Below are 22,462 nucleotides of genomic sequence, written 5' to 3'. Positions count from 1 at the left end.
TTAATGAAACGACGACAATTGATGGGCTATGCTGGGGCGGGTTTGGCAACAGCTTTTCTGACTACCTTGAGTTCTGAATTTCCAGCTGGCGCGCAATCTAGCGGTTTATCAGTTCAGTGGTTGGGTCATACGTGCTTTCTGTTAACGGGTGGCGGTGTAAAAATTCTCGTCAATCCCTTTCGGTCTGTTGGCTGTACAGCTGGGTATCGCGCACCCAAAGTTGCAGCAGATTTGGTAATGATTAGCAGTCAATTGCTGGATGAAGGTGCAGTAGATGGACTCCCAGGTAAACCCAAACTCATCTATGAACCAGGAGTTTACGAGTTCCAAGGCATTAAATTCCAAGGTATTGCCATCGACCACGATCGCAAAGGTGGTAAGCAGTTTGGTATGAATACTGCTTGGGCTTGGAAGCAAGGCGGAATTAATATCTTACACTTAGGTGGGGCAGCTGCTCCCATTAGTGCCGAGCAAAAAATTCTCATGGGGCGACCCGATGTGGCATTTGTGCCCGTGGGTGGTAGTGCCAAAGCTTATAATGCTCAAGAAGCCAAGCAAGCCATTCAAATTTTAAATCCCAAGCTAGTAATTCCTACCCATTACCGGACACAGGCGGCTGATGCTGCTAAGTGCGAAATTGCTGGGCTAGATGAATTTCTGAACTTGATGCAAGGTACAACTATACGCCGTAGCAACAGTGACTCTATTACAATTAGTCCTGGTAATTTAACAGAAAATAGCGTTATTCAAACCTTGAGTTACAAGTTTTAATTTTTGACTCTGTAAATCTTGAAATCACACAAGTAGGGTGCTTTAACGAAGTGTAACGCACCCTACTTGTGTGGCAAGCCTTAAATGTTGCAATAAAAATCAATTTTATCCGCATTTCTCTGCTTTCATCTGCGGTTAATTTTTTCCAATCTAATGCACTATTTTAGCCTTGCCACGCCACTACTGGCGTGATTGCCCATGCATTACACTGACGCTAACGCATCTTACTAATAAATAAAGTTCAGTTAAGAAAATGAATTGATAAAAAAACCAAAAAACTAGTTAAAAAAACAGAACAATAATTTTGGAGGGGGTTTGGGGGACGCAACCGTCACCCAATCGGGGGTTTGGGGGATTCTCCCCCAATTCTTCTGGCTTTTTTAATAAGTGACAAATCAATTACTAATGAGCTTAACCCAAGCGTAAGCTGTTACGCATTTAAATTGTATATTTCGCGCTCAAGAGGTCAAAAAGTCAAGAGTCCAGGGTCAAAGGCTAGCTTGGACTTTTGACTCTTGACCCTTGACAGCCCTAACGCCAGAATATTTAATCTAGGCGCGTATCAGCTTATTGACTAATAAATATTTATTAATACCAATTCTCTACAATTCGGTAAAGCATTTCAACTCCGAAATTCAGACCATATCTGGCTTTCTTCATTACGAATTACGTAGCGCTTTGCACTTCCCCTAGGGTATTACGAATTACGAATTGGTATAACGGTAGAATTCCCTTGATCCTCTACTGTGTTCCGGATTCAGAATGAAACTTTCACATCAAAGCCTTTAGTAGGAGTAGAGAAAGCAATATAGCTAAACTCTACTCAAATTAATTGTCTGTAATTGCTGAGATTGCACTATCTACAGCATTGCTAATCTTTGTGCGACAACCGAGAAACTCAATATTTATCTAGAAAGTAACCCATTTTTTCAGAGGATTACCATCTGCGCCTAGTATAGGCTGACCATTTTCGTCTACTTGGATTGGAGACAGTTTTTCGGTCTCTGCAATTGGAGTTCTGGTAACTGTTGTACCATCTACATTGGTTGTCCAAATTTCATCCGCACCTGTAGCATAATCGCGGAAGTAGATATCAGTTCTACCATCGTTGTTGAAATCACCAAATGTTGCTTGGGCAGTTGTAGAACTGGGTGCGAGGAATGTTTCAGTTACAATTGTGGTACCGTCCATCAACCAGGTGGTGTTTTCACCTGTGGCATTATTGCGCCAGAAGATATCAGTCTTACCATCACCGTTGAAATCAGCAATGCTAGATGTCCAGTTTGCATCTAGGGTTGTCAAAGCACCTTCAGTGAAGAAGACGTTATTTAATACAGAATCTGTAGTCCAAATTTTGTTTTCGCCGGTTGTAGTATTCCGCCAGAGAATGTCAGAACGGAAATCACCGTTGAAATCGCCAAGGGTGAAAGTCCAACTAGCATCTTGTGCTTGTAGAGAAGTCTTACTAGCTTGGGTACCATCGATGAACCAAGCACTGTTTTCACCAGTCGCACTACGCCAGAAAATGTCAGTTTTACCATTACCATCGAAATCGACCATAGTAGGAGTCCAGGTAGGGTCGAGACTGTCTAGTAAGGTTCCGCTTTTAATGACTTGGCTGGGGTTGCTACCATCTACCAACCAGATGGCGTTTTGACCTGTTTGATTATTACGCCAGAAGATATCAGTCTTGCGATCGCCATCAAAATCGCCAATCAGTGGTGTCCAGGATGAATCTAGAGTATCTAGACCAATTAAACCAGCAACGTTTACTCCATCCATTAGCACCAAGCTGTTCTGTCCTGTTACCTGATTACGTAACAAGAAGTCAGTCTTACCATCGCCATTAAAATCACCAATTTTGTAAACTGTTGAAGCTAAATCAATTTGCCCTAAAGAACCCTTAGCAGCAACGTTTGTCCCATCCATCAACCAAACTTGAGTTTCACCGGTTTGAGAATCAACCCAGATTTTATCTGTTTTACCATCGCCGTTGAAATCAGGTACGAGCGCCGGACTTGTTATATAAGGATTAGGGTTGGGGTTAGCAGAACCAAATAAGGATTGTGATGATACAGAAGAAGCGCTACTTTGGCTATTAATAGCAGTAGATTGTTCATCAAAAGGTGATGATATATTTAATGTTTGGTAATTTGCTGATTGCAAACTTGTATCCAAAGATTTATCAGGCATGGTGGGTTCTTATGACTGGTTGTAATCAAAGTTTTAACTTCTTTGGTTAATAAAATTCTGTTCTTGCATAACATTTGCATAGCATTAAATATTTTTTAACTAAGTTTGTTTAAATATCAATATTTAATCACATTGATTTGTCTTGAATAATAAATTAGATGTGTTCTTAAAGTTCACGATAAACAATAAAATAAATATTTTTGTTCAAGTTATGCTTTGTAGATAAAGCGGAAAGCCAATATTTATAAGGTGTTTAAAGCCAGCAATGATAGACATCACAGTTCTGTATTTGAGGATAATTAACTGCAAAAATATATATGAAACAGCGAAAAACCAAATTGTTAATGGTGTATACAGTAAAATTCATTGATGTCCAGATTGAACATTGCTAGTTAATAATCAAAATATCTTGATCGATAAATTGATATATAATTAATGCTCTGTATTTTCAAAAATTAGCGAATGATAACTTTTCGATTCGAGAGCAGCATAACAGCTAGAAAAATCAAAAAATATTGACTAAATCAATAGAAATTAGTCACAACTATCACAGATGTAATATATGCAATCTGTAGTGTTTAAAGGTTAAGATATCAAGATAATTGGAGATATAAAGTAGCTATGCAAGCAGAATATCAGCAGCGTCGTCAGCAATTGATGTCAAAACTTGGCAATGGAACTGCCATTTTTCGCAGTGCGCCAATGGCTGTGATGCACAACGATGTGGAATACACTTATCGCCAAGACAGTGATTTCTTTTATTTGACTGGATTTAACGAACCGCAAGCGGTAGCTGTGTTAGCACCCAATCACCCAGAACATAAGTTTGTATTGTTTGTTCAACCCAAGGATCGGGAAAAGGAAGTTTGGACTGGTTATCTCTGTGGAGTCGATGCAGCTAAAGAGTTGTATGGCGCTGATGAAGCTTACCCCATCCACGAATTGGATGAGAAATTACCCCAATATTTAGAAAAAGCCGATCGCATTTACTATCATTTAGGACGCGATCGCACTTTTAATGATACAGTTCTCAAACATTATCAAAGTTTACTCCGCACCTACCCCAAACGCGGTACAGGGCCAATTGCGATTGAAGATACAGGCGCAATTCTCAGCGCTATGAGATTGCATAAAAGCACAGCCGAATTAGACTTGATGCGCCAAGCAGCTGCGATCGCCACCGAAGCACACACTCATGCACTGAAAGTTACCACACCGGGACGTTATGAGTATGAAATCCAAGCAGAAATAGAACATATTTTCCGCTTGCGGGGTGCAATGGGGCCTGCTTATCCTTCCATTGTCGCCTCTGGTGTTAACGCTTGCGTCTTGCACTACATCGAAAATGATCGTCAAATGCAGGATGGGGAATTACTGCTGATTGATGCAGGTTGCGCCTATGGTTATTACAACTCTGATATTACCCGGACATTTCCGGTAGGCGGGAAATTTACCCCAGAACAAAAGATATTATATGAAATTGTTTTAGAAGCACAGAAAAAAGCGATCGCTCAAGTTCAACCAGGTAACCCCTTCAATTTAGTCCACGATACAGCCGTGCGTGTCCTCACAGAAGGCTTAGTTGAAGTGGGAATCTTGAAGGGTGAAGTTGACAAATTAATTGAAGAAGAAAAATATAAACCATACTATATGCACCGTACCAGCCATTGGTTAGGCTTGGATGTGCATGACGTGGGAGTGTATCAGCATGGTGACAACCCGCAGATTTTACAACCTGGACAAGTTCTCACCGTAGAACCAGGATTATATATTGTGCCAGATACCAAACTCGCAGAAGACCAACCCCCAACCGATCCGCGTTGGGTAGGGATTGGGATTCGCATCGAAGACGATGTGTTAGTAACCAGCACAGGACATGAGGTGTTAACTGCTGGAGTTCCCAAAGAAGTAGATGAAGTGGAAAGATAACTTGGAGTTGACTATTGACGGTTGACTGTTGACGGTTAACGACTCAGTGATTATGCAATAAAGATCAATGATGCTGTGAATCAATCAATTGATGGGTATAACTCTTGAACCGAGAAACCTTCGTTTTGCCGTTTTCTCCCGCCCTGCAATAAATTGCGGGCTAATAGGTAAAGTACGTTAAAACGCACTGAAAATACTTAGAGGTATTGCATCTCAGGGGTTATACCCACAACCCAATTCACCCACAGCATCTTGAATTACAAGCTTAATAGCTCAAGTAAAGTCTACTAAAGTGGACTCAGGTACATCTTCCAGTCCACTTGAGTGGACTTAAACTATTAGACCTACACTTCAGTGTAGGGCGGGATGTCGGCAAACACGATACTTTGACTCTACCGCTTCTTCAGTTTTCCTCTGGTTCTAGCAATTCCCAAATCAGTAAGGCTAACTCAATTACAATTCCTGAACCGGGGACAAAAAAATCAGCAATTAAAGGAATCAGAAATAACACAACCGCCATCAGCTTCTTAGCTTTCATTCACTTAACCTCAAACGCTGAAGCAACTGTAAATTTGGGGTAGTAAATGGAAGCAAAAGCCGCAGTCTATTGGCTGTAATGCGTGAATCTGCCGAGGTTAAAGTTTGGGGATGCTAGATTTAGTTTGGGGAATCCCTAAACTTTGTCGCAAATTTGGGCAAGAATAACCGATGGTGCGTGTTAGCTATGGTGATGAAGTCGAAGCGCGGGTAAGAAAACTTTTAGAAAGGTTTTTGGCTTATGTCAATGACGAGTTAGAAGACAGTGAACTGTATAAAATTGCCCTCAACTGGGAAACTCCGCAGCAAGTAATAGTCAGAACACAGCTAAGAGTTCTGGCGGAACTTAGCGGTTTGAGCAAAGAACAAGTCCGAGACTCACTAAATGCGCTTAAAGATTTTGTAGAAATTATCGAAGATTTGCGCGAACACAAGCGAGGTTCAGAGGATTGGCACTTTCGGCTGAAACTTTGGCATGATAAAAGCGACAAACAGGGGAATTTACAAAAATTTGATGCTGAATGGCAAAGCCGACGCGAAAAATTACCTGGTGTACAGCGTGCGGAAGGTAAAAAAGCTAAACTTTCGCCTACCCGTTACGAAAATATTCCCTTGAGTGGGGTGGTAGAGTTTGTCGGACGAGAAACGGAATTACAAAACCTCCATCGATTGTTGCAGAAGAATCAACAGGTAGCAATTGCTGCTATTGCGGGGATGGGTGGAGTCGGGAAAACAGAACTAGCACTGCAATATGCCAGTTCCCACCGCGTCACTTATCAAGGCGGAATTTGCTGGTTGTCTGCATTACAGGATGTGGGGGTGCAATTGGTGCAGTTTGCGCGTAATCAGCTGCAATTGAACATCCCAGATGATTTAGATTTAGTTGGGAGAGTGCAATTTTGCCTCACAAAATGGCATGAGGGAGAGGTTTTACTAGTAATTGATAACGTTACTAACTATCGAGAGGAAGTCAGAAGTTATTTAGAGTCTGTTCCTTCCCGGTTTAAGCAGTTAATTACCACACGGGAAAAATTACAGCCGCCAATAGTGCGCTTAGATTTAGATGTGCTAACACCACTAGCGGCGATGCAGTTATTAAAATCTATTATTGGTAGAGAACGACTGCGGCGTGAGGCTTTAGTTGCGAGAAGACTTTGTAAATGGCTGGGATATTTGCCCTTGGGTTTAGAATTAGTCGGGCGTTATTTGTTAGGTGATGAGCAATTAACCCTAGCAGAAATGCTGCAAGACTTGGAAAAAGAGCGTTTAAAGCATGAGGCTTTAGAAGAAGTTCCCCAAGAAATGACTGTTAAGTTGGGTGTTGCTGCTGCTTTTGAGTTGAGTTGGCGACGGTTGCGAGAAAATGCTCAACGTTTAGGCTGTCTTCTGAGTTTATTTGCCCTAGCTCCGATTCCTTGGGAGTTGGTGGAGGATATAACAATAAAGGATGAGACTCAAGATTGGAAAAAAGCTAGGCGAGATTTGTTACAGTTGCATTTACTCCAGCCCAAAGGTGAGGGAATTTATCAACTGCATCCCCTGCTGCGTGAGTTTTTCCAAGATAAGCTTACAGGTTTAGAACAGGCAGAGGAATTTAAGCGAAGTTTTTCTATGGTAATGGTAGCATTTGCCAAAGAGATTCCTCAAACTCCCACACTTCAGCAAATTAAGGATGTCGCCCCCGCCATACCTCACTTGGTAGAAGTAGCAGACAATCTCATTCAGTGTGTCAGCGATGATGATTTAATTTGGGTATTCGTTGGCAATGCTCAATTTTATCATGGTCAAGGATTGTATGACAAAGCAGCACCTTGGTATGAGCAGTGTTTAGAAGCTTCGAGAGAACGCTTGGGTGAGGAACATCCAGATGTTGCAACTAGCCTCAACAACCTAGCTGAACTCTACCGTTCCCAAGGAAAATACAGCCAAGCCGAACCTTTGTGCATCGAAGCTTTGGATTTAAGACGACGCTTGCTTGGTGAGGAACATCCCGATGTTGCAACTAGCCTCAACAGCCTAGCTCTACTCTACCGTCGCCAAGGAAAATATAGCCAAGCCGAACCTTTGTACATCCAAGCTTTGGATTTATTGCGACGCTTGCTTGGTGAGGAACATCCCGATGTTGCAGCTAGCCTCAACAACCTAGCGTTACTCTACAGTTCCCAAGGAAAATACAGCCAAGCCGAACCTTTGTACATCCAAGCTTTGGATTTAACACGACGCTTGCTCGCTGAGGAACATCCAGTTGTTGCATTTATCCTCAACAACCTAGCTCAACTCTACAGTTCACAAGGAAAATACACCCAAGCCGAACCTTTATGCATCGAAGCTTTGGATTTAAGACGACGCTTGCTTGGTGAGGAACATCCCGATGTTGCAACTAGCCTCAACGACCTAGCGTTACTCTACAGTTCCCAAGGAAAATATAGCCAAGCCGAACCTTTGTATATCCAAGCTTTGGATTTAATACGACGCTTGCTCGGTGAGGAACATCCAGAGTTTGCAACTAGCCTCAACAACCTAGCGTTACTCTACAGTTCCCAAGGAAAATACAGCCAAGCCGAACCTTTGTACATCCAAACTTTGGATTTAAGGCGACGCTTGCTCGGTGATGAACATCCAGAGGTTGCAACTAGCCTCAACAACCTAGCTCAACTCTACTACTACCAAGGAAAATACAGCCAAGCCGAACCTTTGTACATCCAAGCTTTGGATTTAAGGCGACGCTTGCTCAGTGATGAACATCCAGATTTTGCAGCTAGCCTCAACGACCTAGCTTTTCTCTACTTTTCCCAAGGAAAATACAGCCAAGCCGAACCTTTGTACATCCAAGCTTTGGATTTAAAGCGACGCTTGCTCGGTGATGAACATCCAGATGTTGAATCTAGCCTCAACAACCTAGCTTTTCTCTACTTTTCCCAAGGAAAATACAGCCAAGCCGAACCTTTGTACATCCAAGCTTTGGATTTAAAGCGACGCTTGCTCGGTGATGAACATCCAGATGTTGAATCTAGCCTCAACAACCTAGTGTTACTCTACAGTTCCCAAGGAAAATATAGCCAAGCCGAACCTTTGTACATCCAAGCTTTGGCACTTAGGCGCAAGCTGCTGGGAGAAGAACACCCAGATGTCGCACAAAGTCTCAACAACCTAGCGGGACTCTACTACTACCAAGGAAAATACAGCCAAGCCGAACCTTTGTACATCCAAGCTTTGGATTTAAGGCGACGCTTGCTCGGTGATGAACATCTAGATGTTGCAACTAGCCTCAACAACCTAGCTTCACTCTACTTTTTCCAAGGAAAATACAGCCAAGTAGAACCTTTGTACATCCAAGCTTTGGATTTAAAGCGACGCTTGCTTGGTGATGAACATCCAGAGGTTGCAGCTAGCCTCAACGACCTAGCTTCACTCTACTTTTTCCAAGGAAAATACAGCCAAGCAGAACCTTTGTACATCCAAGCTTTGGATTTAAAGCGACGCTTGCTTGGTGAGGAACATCCAGAGGTTGCAGCTAGCCTCAACGACCTAGCTTTTTTCTACAGTTCCCAAGGAAAATACAGCCAAGCTTTGGATATTTTAGAACGACATTTAGGAGCGGATCATCCCAATACTGTAACTGTGCGTGAAAAATTAGCATATTTACGCGACGCTTTTAACTCACAACAGTAAAATTCAAGTTCCGAACTTCATCATTCAAGCTTTTATCTCCAAGTTCCGAGTTCCGAACTCAAAGTTTCATGTTCTGAACTCAAAGTTTCATGTTCCAAACGAGAACGTTCCTGTTCCAAACGCGAATGTTCATGTTTCAAGTGAGAACGTTCTTGTTCCAAACGAGAATGTTCCTGTTCTGAGGTGGAATGATGGTGTTCTGAGGGCGATCGCTCTTGTTCTGAGGTGGAATAATGGTGTTGAGAGTGCGATCGCTTTTGTTCTCAGGTGGGATTAGGGTGTTGATGGTGCGATCGCTTTTGTTTCGAGGTAGAAATTCATCAGCGAATGGAGAAATTAGGGGCATTGTTAAAATAGTTAAGACAAGCGGTTTATGGGAGAAATAACCATGACAGTTGCAAATGCTCAAAAAATGACTTTTGAGGAATTTCTTCAATTTGATGACGGTACGGATACTTTATATGAATTGGAGAATGGGGAATTAATTGCTATGCCTTTTGAAAGTGAGTTAAATCGGCGAATAGCGACATTTTTATTAATCTATTTTTCTAAATTAGGTATTCCCTATTACCGCTTGAGTATGAAAACAGAAATTGCTGTAAATAGTCGTATGGTAGGGGTACGTGTTCCTGATTTGGTGGTGTTTTCGGAAGAGTTGGCGATGGTAATGCAAGTTGCTACGCGATCGCTAATTTTGATGGATATGCCGCCGCCATTGTTGGTGGTTGAGGTGGTGAGTCCGAATCAGGAAAATCGGGATTATCGTTACAAGCGTTCCGAGTATGCAGCGCGGGGTATTGCAGAGTATTGGATTGTTGATCCTATTGCTCAAAAGGTGACAGTTTTGGAATGGGTTGAGGGATTTTATGATGAGCGAATTTATCAGGGAGAAAGTGCGATTGTCTCTTCAATTTTTGCTAATCTTCAGTTAACTGCTGCTGAAGTTTTGCAAGGATGAGATGTGATGAAAACGATTAATTAAATTCGACAAATTGTATCACTACAAACGCTCGACTCAACTTAAATTGTAGAATAATGTGCGTAGATGTAAAGCTGCTTTCGGATTCACAATGAAATAGTTAAAACCTAGCGATGAATAAAGAACTGACTCAAGCGATCGCCTCTGAAATTCAGTTATTTCAAAATATCGAACAGAAAGAAAACTTTCTTTTTTTACTCGGTGCTTTAACAGCTAAAGTAATTAGCTTAAAAAAAGCTGCGGAAGTTATGCAGCTAGAACCAGCAGAATTACTCAAAATTCTAGACTTGATGGGAATTGAGTTTTCCTATCTCAGTGAAGAAGATGTTGCTTTAGAAAAAATGAGCTTCTCCACACACTATTAATTCATCAACTTCATTAAAAAGTAAAATTCGCCGCTTATGATAGTGTGAGTTTTTGGCACCCTGATGTGACACACAATCAATACCAGCGACAAAAGATAATTAGTGGAGTGGCGATCGCTTTTTCAGTAACAGCTTGCAGTTTTACCCCAGCAAGTATTTCTCCACAATCCAACACCAAGCAGCTAACAAGTCAACTTCACGCTGTACAAGTTCCGCAACAAAAGACAACCAGCCAAGATAAACCACAATCACAGTCACCAGCTAAAGTAGAAAACCTCACTTTTAGCGTTCCAGAGAAATTTCAGGGACAAACTGTGTATCATGTTCAACCTAACAATAACGAGAAAGTTATCGCCTTGAGCATTGATGATGGCCCTTGGCCCAAAACTACATTACAAATGCTGGATATTCTCAAGCAAAATAATGTCAAAGCTACATTCTTTTGGGTAGGACAAGCTTTACAAGCCAATCCCGAAATTGCGAAACAAGTAGTAGCCCAAGGACACGCCATTGGTAATCATACTTGGCATCATTGGTATCGCCGCATGGATGCAGCCACAGCCAAAAGTGAAATTGAGCGCACAAATGAACTAATCTACAAAACCACAGGAGTAAAAACTAGTCTGTTTCGTCCCCCCGGAGGCGTGTTAAACAACGGACTAGCAGCTTACGCCAAAAGCCAAAAATCAGCAGTAGTCATGTGGTCGCAAACTTCCGCCGACACCGATCCGCGTGCTAAATATGAAGTATTCATCAAAAACGTCTTAAGAGATGCCAAACCCGGATCTATAGTATTGATGCACGACGGCGGAGGCGATCGCAAAAGAACTGTAGAAGCCTTGCCCGAAATCATCAGCGGACTCAAAAAGCAAGGCTACCGATTTGTTACAGTTCCCGAACTATTGGAAATGCAAAGGTAATGGGCATGGGGCATTGGGCATTGGGCATTGGGCATTGGGCATTGGGCATTGGGTGTTTGTTCCCCTTTTACCCTTTCCCCTTGTCCCCTTGTCCCCTTGTCCCCTCATCCCCACTCACTCACTCAAAGCCGACGCACAAGCTTGGGCTTCTTGCCAAATTTTATGGAGGAAGAACTCAGTGCGATCGCTCATGGTGGTGACAAATACACCTACGGCTTCTTGTGTCCCATCTGACAACCAAGAACCCCGCAAAGTTACTTCCATATATTCCGCATCACAGCGAGATAAAGCCATAATTTCAGTATCATGGCGTTTGATTGCCGCCTCCAGCATTTCTAAACCTGGTAAATCTGCAGGTAGCAAAAAGGAAGCAGTGCTGGGTTCAACATGGAGAGATTGACCAACTCGCATTGCCAATACTACTCGCTGTGCTACCCACTCCTCCAGCGATAAGCTGAGGCACTCTAAGTAAAAACTCCTTTCAGTGTAAGTTAATTTCAACATTCCTTCTGCTCTCCTGCTATTCCAGGTTGGCTTGCATATTTATCCAGAACTCTTCAGCAATAGAAATCGCCTGATAGACTGGTGGCTTTGGTTGATTACGCAGATGCATCCTCGAGGTGCGGTTCCCTTGATCAGGGTGAAATTTTTTACAAGCTATGACTAGGTTATTCCATTTGTGATGGCCGCCGTGCGATCGCCAAATTACGGGTTTTAGTGTGAAAGGTTTGTTCCTACCGTCATCTTGGCAACTATGATAGCCTCGCCGCAAAAATGCACCTGATGGGCGGTTTTGTAACTTAACTCTCTTCATCCCAAATCGTGGCAAGTAATTTGGAGAACATACCACTCTTGATGGCTTTAACATTAGCATCACGCTAGTCACAGCTTGACTCCTTATTAAAAAACCCCCGCTTCTTCTTTAGCTGAAGCGGGGGTGGGAAATTGACCTCTAATTCTTCTGGTCTTTATTGGTACAGTATTGCTCTACCTGTACCTCCCGCTTCTTACGCCTAATTGTGGTTTTGCATTCAGCACATCAATGCTGATATTTCTAAAATCATAAATACTCTCTGTGATTTGCTGATATCGGCCACCATTACCCATAAACAAATACTCCACTCCCAAAGATGCTGATTCCAGACTGGCTCGGCAGTTGGTAGCACCTAAAGAAGTAGAGATGGGGAAAATGGATTTCACAGAAAATTTCACCTATTGAACATTCCTTTAAACATACTACACTTGTATTACTATCCTGTCTATACCTTGAAGGAGAAAAAGTCATGCATACAATCGCTCGCACCCCAACCACCGATATGGAAGTTACCAGCATCCGTTTAGAACGGGAACTTAAAGATAAACTGAAAGATATTGCTGGTAATCAAGGATATCAAGCTCTCATTCGCGATATCCTCTGGAATTATGTGCAGCAAAAATCAGGTGAGTGGAAACCGCGATTTTCAAAGACTGATATTCGAGCGAGCATAGCAGCCACAGCTCAACAAGAAGAACGTTGTGTACTAACAGGTCAAATCATTCAGCCACAACAACCGATGCTTTTAGGATTCACCAGAAATGGCGATATGGTACCTCTGAGTATCGAGAGTTTGGCCGGATAGCTTTTTATTATCGGAATGCAGCCTAGTTACTCATCCGGGCAAATAGGCTGCATTCATTGTGAAGCGGAATCTAAAATGATACCAGCGATATGATTTATCAACAATTATTTAAAGTTAATTATATAGTTATCAATTGTTATAAAAAAATTCATCTATTTATTGATAGAGCTTTCCCTCTTTAACTCATATTGATTTTGCTAACTGACAGAGCCACTGCTAGTGGCGAAAAATTCAGAAACTGTAAAGCCAAAAGGCTGATTAAACAATAGTTTCATCGACTTTCAGATATGTGCGAGCTCAGTGCAACTCAATGTCAAACAACACTTGAGTCACAGGGGGTTTCACATCACTTGACAGATACAAATCATCAGCATTATTAAATATAGGATTATCGACCATAGGAGTTAAGCAACAATACGTAGATATAGCACACTGCTGTTATGCAGAAGCTATCAAAATTATTGCTCAGGCTTTTCCTAAATCGTAATTATACTTAGAGCTAGATCGAATCAATTGGTTAGCTCGCTGAGTCATGAGTTTGAGAAAAAAATATAATTTTTTCCCCTAATTCTACTCAGTGATATCACTGAGTAGAAGGTTGACTTTTTGCCTCAATTCCAGAGAAATTACGGTTTATGTATAGTTACAGACAGGATATCCTATCTCAAAGTTAGTAAATTAACTTAACCCCAAGTCGTTAGAGCTTCTCTAACAAAGGGATTTTAGTATATCCTAGGTACTTTCATTACTTGTGTAAAAATTCGTTTAATATACCAAAAACTTGGTCATCTGAAATAGAAAAGGGCTATAACAGGTGAGAGAAAGTCTTTACAAAAGATTTGCAATTCGTCAGGGTGCACTAAAAAACTAAGGGTGAAGAATTAAGCCAAGAGGTTGGGTGCAAAACATGGGGTCGTTATCCAAGAGCGTGCCAGGAATGAAAAAGCGTTTATCATCGCCGCCACAGTGCCCAGATGACGTAGATCGACTACAATCATACCCAGTCAAGCTGATGCAGCATCCACAAGAAACAACCTACCAGTTGTCAGAACAAATTAATCAAATTGTCGCTACCACACCAGCGACGGTTTTAATGCTGCAAGAATTGTCCAAGTTGCTTGGAGTGGCTTTTCAGGTAGATTGTTGCTTGATTACAGTGATGAGCGAGGTATCCAGTGAAGTAACTAGTAGTAATTGGTGCCATGAGGAATATTTAGGTTTGCCGCAATCAAACGAAGTATTTTCGATGGAACAATTGCTCATGGAACTCAATGTAGTTCAATGTGCGGCTGAACCATTAAATATTGAGGATATTTCGACAATTCAACAAAGTCTCGAACTTGGTTGCCAATCTTTGCCACTTCCAATTAAAGCTGTTTTGGCAATTCCTACCCGCTTTCAGGGGAAAAACAACGGGATAATTAGCCTGATTAAGTTTCAATCTCATGATTGGACTAAGTCAGAACAGCAATTACTCAAAAGTATAGAGTCCGTTTGCGCGATCGCTTTTTCACAAGTAGCCCAAGCACAACTAATAGCGGCTCAACAGCAGCATGTACAGCAGAGTCACCAACACCAAAACTTAATTAGGCAATTAACTATACTTAGTCGCAGCAACTTGGAGTTAAATCAAATGCTCCAGTTGGCGATCGCTTCTACTGCTGAATCTCTCCAAGCAGATAGGGGTTTGTTTATTACATTAAAATATACAGATCCTTTATTTAGAACTCGGTCTAAAAAGCAAATTCCCAATGCCAAAGCTACTGTAATCAGACAATGGACTCGGGATAGCCAAAATGTGTCTAATACTACATTAGATACCTTACAAGACCAATCTTTTGCTATTTCCGACTGTGGTTTGTGCCAGCGCGTATTCATCGACTTCGGCAAACCAGTAGTGATTGATGACTATACAGAACAAACAGAGATTTTGGCAGTCGCGCCATTGTTTGCTGTAGAGCAGTTTCCCGCAGTGCTGTTAATGCCATTAGAAAGCCAAGGCAAAATTTTAGGCTTTTTAGTTCTACAACAAACTGTAGCTCGTAATTGGCAATCATCTGAGTTAAATCTGGTAGAAATGGTATGTGCTCAAGTCAGCAACGCCATTATTCAGTCACAGACATTGCGACAAGTGCAAAATTTGGTGGATGAGCGTACAGCCAAATTACAAAGTAGCTTAGAACTACAAGCCAAATTGCACGAAAGAACTAGGCAATATGTAGAGCAATTGCGAGAACTCAATGAACTCAAAGATGAATTTTTGAGCAATATGAGCGATCGCTTACGCTATCCGCTGACAAATATGCTGATGTCAATTCGCAATTTACGTCTGCCAAGCATTACACCAGAGCGTCAAAATAGATATTTCGATATTTTAGAGCAGGAATGTACTAAAGAAATTAATCTCATTAATGACTTACTGACATTGCAAAAGCTAGAGTCGCAACAAGCAACGCCGCAATTTGAAAGTATTGATTTAAATAGACGCATTCAAGATTTAGCCGCCTCTTTTGCCACAAAACTGGCAGATAAAGGATTAAGCATTAACCTAGATTTACCAGAGAAGTCATTAAAACTACAAACTGAAATTGAAAGTTTTGACCGCATCTTGCAAGAGTTATTAACTAATGCTTGTAAATATTCAGAGTCTGAAACCATTGTTGATTTAGAAGCCACTCACCAAGTTAATCAATTGGTGGATCAAGTTATTATTAAGGTGACTAATATCGGCCGCGGGATTTCTGAGCAAGAAGCGACTTATATCTTCGACAAATTCCGTCGCGGTAAAGGACGCTGGACTCCTGGGACTGGTTTGGGTTTGGCTCTCGCCAAGTCCCTAGTGCAGCATTTAAATGGGACAATTAGCGTTGAGAGTACGCAAATTGCAGATTCCGATCTGAGTAAAATTTGCTTTACCTTTACGTTGCCCCAGTTTTCTGACGAAAGCAAAACATATTCGGAAAGTGACTGAACAACCTAACACGACAGTCGGCGTTAACTTCAACGCCGCTAGTGACGAAACCAACCAAGAACCTAATTTGGCTGTGAGTACAGGTGTTGAACCATCTGTAGATATCCAAATTGAAAAAATCGCCGAACGACAACGACAAATCACCGCCAACATCCAGATACCCCAACCAATCGAAAAAATCTGGAAAGTGCTCACAGATTATGAAGCCTTAGTTGACTTCATTCCCAACCTGGCGAAAAGCCGAAGATTGGAGCATCCAGATGGTGGGATTCGCCTAGAACAAGTAGGTTCGCAGCGCTTACTCAACTTCAACTTTTGTGCGCGTGTCGTTCTGGACTTGGAAGAATATTTCCCCAAAGAAATTAACTTCCGCATGGTAGAAGGAGATTTTAAAGGCTTTTCTGGGAGTTGGCGCTTAGAACCTTATCCCTGTGGTGATGTGATGGGTACCAATCTTTGCTACACAATTGAAGTTTGGCCGAAACTCACAATGCCAGTGACAATCATTGAGAATCGCCTCAGCAAGGATCTACAATCAAATCTTTTAGCTGTTTACCAACGAGTACAACAGTTAAGCAATTAAATATACTAAAAAATAAAAAACCTATCTTGATTCACATCATCATAAGATAGGTTTTCTATTTTAGCGGATGAACGAAAATCAACTTTTTCCAGTTGAATTTTCTTTTCAATACCCCCAGGGGAATTCGAATCCCCGTTACCTCCGTGAAAGGGAGGTGTCCTAGGCCTCTAGACGATGGGGGCGCATTAGGCGCTGTGGGCGCTTCGGACTCAGACCTTTTATAAATTAACTAATTTTTCAGATGCTGTCAACAGTTTTGGCAAAAAAATTTCTTTTAGTTAAGTTGGGGATTGGGGACTGGGGATTGGGGACTGGGGACTGGGGATTGGGGACTGGGGAGCAGAGGGGGCAGGGGAGAAATATCATTACCAATTACCTATGCCCCATGCCCTATGCCCAATCCCCCCTTCCCAATGCCCCTTTTTGGCAACCAATCAGAAATGGAGTAATATAAGAAACTAAGTATGAAAAAAAAATGGAATTTCTCAAGGGGAAAATGGTGCGATGTTGTACCCTTTAGAGGTAATATTTACTCTTCTTTACAAAAGATTTTGATATATATCTCTCAAAATCTACAACATGGAAGCATCTTTTGACATCACCTTACAGATGGTGACTGCGGTTTTTGCAGGTATTAGCGCCCAAGTGCTGGCTGCCTATCTTCGGCTGCCTAGCATTGTTTTGTTGCTGTTGTTGGGCATTTTTCTGGGGTCTGATGGGATTGGGCTGTTGCATCCCCATTTGCTAGGCACTGGGTTGGAAGTGATTGTGGCTCTAGCAACGGCAATAATTTTGTTTGAAGGGGGACTCAACCTAGATTTGCGCGAGTTGGGGAGAGTTTCAGTTAGCCTGCAATTGCTCGTTACCTTGGGAACGCTGGTCACGCTGCTGGGTGGTAGTATGGCAGCTCACTGGTTGGGTGAGTTTCCTTGGAGTATTGCCTTTCTCTACGCTTCGATTATCGTGGTGACAGGCCCAACGGTGATTAATCCCCTGCTAAAGCAAATTAATGTTGATCGCCAAGTCGCAACGCTTCTAGAAGGCGAAGGGGTATTAATTGACCCTGTGGGGGCTATTTTGGCTTTCGTGGTGCTGGATACGATTTTAAATGGCGATGTAGACCCCATTCATGCCATTACTGGGTTGCTGATGCGTCTGAGTATTGGGGGTGCAATTGGTGCAGCTGGTGGTTATTTGATGAGCTTGATTTTCAAACGCGCCAATTTTCTCTCCTTTGAACTGAAAAATTTGGTGGTGCTGGCGATACTTTGGGGGCTATTTACCTTAGCGCAAACCATCCGCAGTGAGTCGGGAGTCATGACTACGGTGGTGGCGGGTGCTGTATTTGCTAACTCATCAGTGCCAGAAGAAAGGTTTTTGCGACATTTCAAAGGTCAACTGACAATACTCAGCGTTTCTGTGCTGTTTATCTTACTCGCGGCTGACTTGTCTATTGCCAGTGTGTTTGCTTTGGGTTGGGGTAGTTTATTCACCGTTTTGGTACTGATGTTTGTTGTCAGACCAATTAATATTCTCTTGTGTACCTGGAATAGTGACCTCAATTGGCGGCAGAAATTGTTTTTAAGCTGGGTTGCACCAAGGGGAATTGTGGCAGCTTCCGTTGCTTCCTTATTTGCTATTTCTTTGACACAGAAGGGGATCAATGGTGGTGATGCTATTAAAGCCCTGGTTTTCTTGACAATTATCATGACAGTTGTCTGTCAAGGACTCACAGCCGGACAAATTGCTAAATGGCTGCAAATCACCTCAAAAGAAGCTACTGGGGCTGTAATTGTGGGCTGTAATCCTTTGAGTCTGTTAATTGCCCGCTTCTTCCAAGAACGGGGTGAGAATGTAGTGATGATTGATACAGACCCAGATTGCTTTGCCCAAGCAGAAGCCCAAAATTTGCGATTGATTGCTAGCAGTGCCCTAGATACTGCGGTTTTAGAAGAGGCAGGATTAGCCTCAATGGGTACTTTTTTAGCGATGACGAGTAATGGTGAGGTAAATTTTGTATTGGCACAACGGGCTGCTGAAGAGTTTAATCCGCCGCGTGTGTTAGCAGTATTTCCCCGCGATCCGCAAGCTAGTACTTCTGCCAGTAGTAAAGTGCATCAAGCTTTTGTTTCGGACTTGGCAATTAAAACTTGGAACGAATACTTAAATGATGGGCGGGTGAAGTTGGGAACAACTACACTTAATGAATTGGAATTTGCTAGTCAACAAGATCACATCCAAGAAAAGATTCGGACTGGAGTATTGATACCGTTGTTGGTAGAACGAGAGCAACGCTTACAGGTAATGCCAGTTAACCAAGAATGGGAAGTAGGCGATCGCATTATCTACCTTTTACATGACCCCAGACCAAATCTTTTAAAACGCTTATCTGGTGCAAGTCAATCTACTCCTCTAGCATTGGAGAAGTTACCAGAGGTGGAGGAAGTTCCCCTGGCAAAATTAGCTCAACTTTCTACTAGTGAAGCGTCTGGTGCTTGAAAAGCATCCTCAGCAGTTTCATCAGCAGAGATTTCTCGCTCTTGCCACAATAAAGCAGCTAAATGCACTATAGCCAGCAGTAGAGCGATGGGGGAAATAATATAGCTGTTTAAGGCGTAAAGGTGTTGCACAGTGATGGTACTAATTGCACCACCACCAGTGAGAATATCTCGCAACTCGCCACCAATCAAGGGAATGGCTTCGATGGTGCCTAGCTCAATACTAAAACGCCAGTATCCTTCCTGAGTCCAGTCTAGAAGCATAGCAGTCCAATCGAGAGCGATCGCACTTAAGGTAAACAAAATACCGCTAATCCACGCAGTTAGCCAACTCTTGCGGAATTGTCGCCCTAAAAACATCACGACCATTTGAATTAAGCCAACTCCAATCATGGCATTACCAGAGAGGTCATGGGTTTTGTGGAATAACCAACCGTAAGACACTACGGTATCAATCATTTTCAATGACCGATAAGCACCACCTGCGGTAGGTTCGTAATAGAAAGATAGTAAAACTCCAGTTGAGAGATGCATCACGCACAGTGTAAGCATCGCGACAGATAATATAGTCGCCAGTCGCCGCAAAATTCTATCTGACAAGGTGATTTGCATAGCTGACACCTCTTATGTAATAAAAATGTGTATTTTCATTACAGTTTAACTAAGAAAAATTAATTTATTTGTCTCTCTAGAGATATTTAAGCTAAATACTGTGCCCAAGTTTGTAAGATTTCTGGTGAGCCATACCAAATACCAGGGCTTCTCGGAGAATGTCTCACGCCTGCAAGCACAAGATTTTCAGCACCATCGAGATGGGCCGCTGCTATGGGTGTGATCCCATCTCCCCAAGTGTTACCTGTGCCACAGGTTAATTGATAACTGCTGTAAGCTAACCAACTACCAGGCCGCCTTTCTCCAAAAATAGTTTTACCCGCTACACAAACGTAACGAACATTTTGGTAAAAAGCTCCAGGGTAATTATTTTTGACAAAATCTAAATTCCAGCGTGTCCAACGCTCTTGGCTGATATGAGGTGTACCCAGGGTAATGAGCGTAGCAGTGAGTGGGTGAGCATTCCAGACAGAAGATTGGACTTCACCACGTCCCAAATAAGGCTTTTCTCCTAAATAAATTCGAGATAGCCAACCACCTGCTGAATGACCAATCAAATTGACTTGAGAAGCTTGATATTGCTGCAAAGTTTGTTTTACCGTGCGATCCAATATTTTCACAATTGGTGTCACAGATCTACCACCAAACAAGGCAATCCAGTCTCGCCGCCGTAATGGCACTGTCACTGTAGGAAAACCCAACTGCTGTAGAGATTGTTCTAGTTGGCGGTAGGCGATCGCACTTTCTAGATAGCCAGGTAAAATAACTGTAGGTAAAGCCATGAGTAATGATTGCAACAGTTACCAGATCTTAGCGAGCAACATCAGGATTTTTTCATGGTCGCGTCAGCAAGTGCCACTTTCCAGTAAAATGTTGAGTGATTGCACAAAAATTCAACTTCGCTGAAAAAAATGCCAATCTGGCTGTTTTAGTCCCAGGTTAGAAAGCTATGATTTTAAAAGGGACACATTTAAATATTTTGCTATAGAGCCGGAAGAAAAATTTAGAGCCTGAAAAATAATTTATTGATCTGCAACTGCAATTGAGCTGAGTGAACGAGAATAGTTATGTCTTACGTCTCCCTGTTAAAAAATCTACCGGAAATCTTAGGCCAACCAACTGGAATAGCAGCAATAGCTTCTGTTGGCATCCACGGTGCGATCGCCTTGATTGTGCCATTAGTACCTGTAGACTCCAATAAACCAAAAGAAACAGCATCATCAAAAACTGTTGGAGTCATGGAATTGAGCCAAGCTGACCAAAGTCGGCTACCGCAAATTCCAGGGCAAACACCCATTAATCCGCAATCTCCAGTTTTACTATCACAATCCCCAGTTACGCCGCTAAATCTGGATTCCCAATCGAGTTTACCACCTTTACCACCACCACCATCACCTAGCCAGTTTGTCATGCCACCGATCCCGTCATCGGCAGGTAATTACTCAATTGCGGCACTACCAAAAAGGCAGGCTGTACGCAATTATTCTCAAAGCAATTTCCGCTTTGATACCTCTGGTTTCAACGGCAATAACAAATTCGCTTCAGTTCCACGTTTTAATAACAGAGATATTACCTTAGGTGAAGCCAAGCCTTTACCTGTAAGCAGGTTGCCAGTATTACCAGAAGGTAGACTACCTGATGGCTTACCAAACTCGCCAGCACCGCTACCTGTAGACGGGAACCCAACTCCTATAGCTGATGTGGCAGCAAATCCTCAGCCTAGCAGTAATCCATCCCAATCTGGCGATAACCAACAGCTAATAGCTGCAGTTGGTAACACACCACAAGCTGGTGATAATTTACAAATATCTGAACAAGCCATACCCCAAGGGCAACTGGGATCTGTGCCCAATATATCTAATCAAGCACCTACACCTGGAACAGAACTAGCGATCGCGCAGATTAAATCTTACGAAACTCTCAGAGCCGCAGTTCAGAAACAATACCCAAATGCTGTAGAAAAAACTGTGATTCGTGACACAGTTACTACAGATAAATCTGACGTTCAAGGTGTTGTATTAGGGCGATTAGTAGTAGACCCTGATGGTAAAGTCTTAGATATTCAATTTGAAGGCCAGTCAGTCACCCCTGCTTTGCGCGTCGAAGCTATGGAGTACTTTAAGACACATCCACCAAAGGGAGATAAGCAAATTGCTCATTATCCCTTTAGCTTAGATTTTAAAAATAATAGCAACGCCGCTACAGGAGATAATCAAAAGCCTGCAACCGGATCTGCTGCTACTGTCAAACCTTTAAATCTGCCATTAGTTAATAACAATCAACCCACACCAGCAACAGGCACTACAGTTCAACCATTAAACCTGCCAGCTGTTAATAATAACCAACCCACATCTGCACCTGGTTCAGCTACTACAGTTAAACCATTAAACTTGCCAGATGTTAATAGCAATCAGCTCAAACCCATACCAGTAACCAATACCAAACCCTTAACACTGCCAACAGTTAACAACAACCAGCAGACACCTGCACCTGCAAGCATTGTTAAACCATCATCTAATTCATTAATTAATAAACTTCAGTCAGCACCAGGCGCTACTGTTAAACCATTAGCAGCACCAGCGCCTACACCAGCAACTATTGTTAAACCCTTAGCAGCACCAGTACCCACACCCGCAGCTACTACTCAACCTTTAGCAGCACCTGCTACTAACAGCAATCGGCCTACTGCTACTGTGGAATCTGGCAAAAAGCTAGTACAACAGTTGCGTGAATTGAGAGAAGAAAGAGAAACCTCTGATCAAGGCAAATAAAAAGTTAAGGGGTAAGGGAGAATGGGAAAAGGAAAAAACCTT

General features: G+C 42.3%; 19 protein-coding genes and 1 tRNA gene. 11 read left to right on the top strand and 9 right to left on the bottom strand.

The annotated features are described in order from the left end of the window. Positions 1–3: 3 nt before the first annotated feature. A complete protein-coding gene (locus HG267_RS29545) occupies positions 4–771 on the top strand; it encodes an MBL fold metallo-hydrolase (protein WP_045871228.1) in 768 nt (255 codons plus the stop codon). 909 nt (positions 772–1,680) lie between these two features. Here the strand turns inward: HG267_RS29545 and HG267_RS29540 are convergent. Continuing rightward, the gene (locus tag HG267_RS29540; protein ID WP_045871227.1) at positions 1,681–2,964 is read right to left on the bottom strand and encodes an FG-GAP repeat domain-containing protein; all 1,284 of its coding nucleotides are present in this window, start codon (positions 2,962–2,964) and stop codon (positions 1,681–1,683) included. A 621-nt stretch (positions 2,965–3,585) separates the two neighbouring features. Between HG267_RS29540 and HG267_RS29535 the strand changes: the two genes are divergently transcribed. Continuing rightward, positions 3,586–4,893 carry an aminopeptidase P N-terminal domain-containing protein gene (locus tag HG267_RS29535; RefSeq protein ID WP_045871226.1) on the top strand — a complete coding sequence of 436 codons (1,308 nt, stop codon included), beginning with the start codon at positions 3,586–3,588 and terminating at the stop codon, positions 4,891–4,893. 403 nt (positions 4,894–5,296) lie between these two features. On the opposite strand, the gene HG267_RS29530 is transcribed toward HG267_RS29535, so the two are convergent. After that, a complete protein-coding gene (locus HG267_RS29530; RefSeq protein WP_255325237.1) occupies positions 5,297–5,431 on the bottom strand; it encodes a hypothetical protein in 135 nt (44 codons plus the stop codon). A gap of 170 nt (positions 5,432–5,601) precedes the next feature. Between HG267_RS29530 and HG267_RS29525 the strand changes: the two genes are divergently transcribed. Next, a complete protein-coding gene (locus HG267_RS29525; protein WP_071989417.1) occupies positions 5,602–9,102 on the top strand; it encodes a tetratricopeptide repeat protein in 3,501 nt (1,166 codons plus the stop codon). Positions 9,103–9,238: 136 nt separating this feature from the next. Here HG267_RS29525 and HG267_RS29520 read toward each other — a convergent pair whose 3' ends face one another. Beyond that, the gene (locus HG267_RS29520) at positions 9,239–9,448 is read right to left on the bottom strand and encodes a hypothetical protein (protein WP_155539328.1); all 210 of its coding nucleotides are present in this window, start codon (positions 9,446–9,448) and stop codon (positions 9,239–9,241) included. A 42-nt stretch (positions 9,449–9,490) separates the two neighbouring features. On the opposite strand from HG267_RS29520, the gene HG267_RS29515 reads away from it, so the two are divergent. From HG267_RS29515 to HG267_RS29505, 3 genes are all read left to right on the top strand, one after another. Then, positions 9,491–10,060 (top strand): Uma2 family endonuclease, encoded by a 570-nt coding sequence (locus HG267_RS29515; protein WP_045871225.1) that lies wholly within the window; start codon positions 9,491–9,493, stop codon positions 10,058–10,060. Positions 10,061–10,194: 134 nt separating this feature from the next. Then, positions 10,195–10,446, top strand: coding sequence for a hypothetical protein (locus tag HG267_RS29510; protein WP_045871224.1), 252 nt, complete (start codon positions 10,195–10,197; stop codon positions 10,444–10,446). A 65-nt stretch (positions 10,447–10,511) separates the two neighbouring features. Next, a complete protein-coding gene (locus HG267_RS29505) occupies positions 10,512–11,366 on the top strand; it encodes a polysaccharide deacetylase family protein (RefSeq protein WP_096622161.1) in 855 nt (284 codons plus the stop codon). Positions 11,367–11,480: 114 nt separating this feature from the next. Here HG267_RS29505 and HG267_RS29500 read toward each other — a convergent pair whose 3' ends face one another. The 3 genes from HG267_RS29500 to HG267_RS29490 all read right to left on the bottom strand — a co-directional run bounded on the left by HG267_RS29500 (position 11,481) and on the right by HG267_RS29490 (position 12,578). Beyond that, positions 11,481–11,870 carry an alr0857 family protein gene (locus HG267_RS29500; protein ID WP_045871222.1) on the bottom strand — a complete coding sequence of 130 codons (390 nt, stop codon included), beginning with the start codon at positions 11,868–11,870 and terminating at the stop codon, positions 11,481–11,483. A gap of 16 nt (positions 11,871–11,886) precedes the next feature. Further along, positions 11,887–12,180 carry an HNH endonuclease gene (locus tag HG267_RS29495; RefSeq protein WP_052335234.1) on the bottom strand — a complete coding sequence of 98 codons (294 nt, stop codon included), beginning with the start codon at positions 12,178–12,180 and terminating at the stop codon, positions 11,887–11,889. Positions 12,181–12,353: 173 nt separating this feature from the next. Beyond that, entirely contained in the window at positions 12,354–12,578 is a 225-nt protein-coding gene (locus tag HG267_RS29490) for a hypothetical protein (RefSeq protein WP_045871221.1), read from the bottom strand. Between the two features lie 71 nt (positions 12,579–12,649). Here HG267_RS29490 and HG267_RS29485 point away from each other — a divergent pair, with 71 nt between their 5' ends. The 3 genes from HG267_RS29485 to HG267_RS29475 all read left to right on the top strand — a co-directional run bounded on the left by HG267_RS29485 (position 12,650) and on the right by HG267_RS29475 (position 16,539). After that, on the top strand, positions 12,650–12,985 hold the full coding sequence (locus HG267_RS29485) for a hypothetical protein (RefSeq protein WP_045871220.1): 336 nt from the start codon (positions 12,650–12,652) through the stop codon (positions 12,983–12,985). A 937-nt stretch (positions 12,986–13,922) separates the two neighbouring features. Further along, positions 13,923–15,956 carry a GAF domain-containing protein gene (locus HG267_RS29480; RefSeq protein WP_045871219.1) on the top strand — a complete coding sequence of 678 codons (2,034 nt, stop codon included), beginning with the start codon at positions 13,923–13,925 and terminating at the stop codon, positions 15,954–15,956. After that, positions 15,949–16,539 (top strand): SRPBCC family protein, encoded by a 591-nt coding sequence (locus HG267_RS29475; RefSeq protein WP_045871218.1) that lies wholly within the window; start codon positions 15,949–15,951, stop codon positions 16,537–16,539. Before HG267_RS29480 ends, HG267_RS29475 begins: the two co-directional genes overlap by 8 nt. Positions 16,540–16,648: 109 nt before the next feature. On the opposite strand, the gene HG267_RS29470 is transcribed toward HG267_RS29475, so the two are convergent. After that, positions 16,649–16,721: transfer RNA gene (locus HG267_RS29470), tRNA-Glu, on the bottom strand. Between the two features lie 397 nt (positions 16,722–17,118). Between HG267_RS29470 and HG267_RS29465 the strand changes: the two genes are divergently transcribed. Continuing rightward, the gene (locus HG267_RS29465) at positions 17,119–19,038 is read left to right on the top strand and encodes a cation:proton antiporter (RefSeq protein WP_045871216.1); all 1,920 of its coding nucleotides are present in this window, start codon (positions 17,119–17,121) and stop codon (positions 19,036–19,038) included. On the opposite strand, the gene HG267_RS29460 is transcribed toward HG267_RS29465, so the two are convergent. Next, positions 19,005–19,649: a cytochrome b N-terminal domain-containing protein gene (locus HG267_RS29460; protein WP_045871215.1), complete on the bottom strand. Its 645-nt coding sequence runs from the start codon at positions 19,647–19,649 to the stop codon at positions 19,005–19,007. The genes HG267_RS29465 and HG267_RS29460 overlap by 34 nt on opposite strands. Positions 19,650–19,735: 86 nt before the next feature. Next, a complete protein-coding gene (locus HG267_RS29455) occupies positions 19,736–20,431 on the bottom strand; it encodes an esterase/lipase family protein (protein WP_045871214.1) in 696 nt (231 codons plus the stop codon). A 285-nt stretch (positions 20,432–20,716) separates the two neighbouring features. On the opposite strand from HG267_RS29455, the gene HG267_RS29450 reads away from it, so the two are divergent. Next, positions 20,717–22,420: a hypothetical protein gene (locus HG267_RS29450; protein WP_045871213.1), complete on the top strand. Its 1,704-nt coding sequence runs from the start codon at positions 20,717–20,719 to the stop codon at positions 22,418–22,420. Positions 22,421–22,462: the final 42 nt, after the last annotated feature.

It is taken from the genome of Tolypothrix sp. PCC 7601 (assembly GCF_025677855.1).
In the GTDB taxonomy this organism is placed as follows: domain Bacteria; phylum Cyanobacteriota; class Cyanobacteriia; order Cyanobacteriales; family Nostocaceae; genus Aulosira; species Aulosira diplosiphon.
This window is presented reverse-complemented; position numbering and strand designations above follow the sequence as displayed.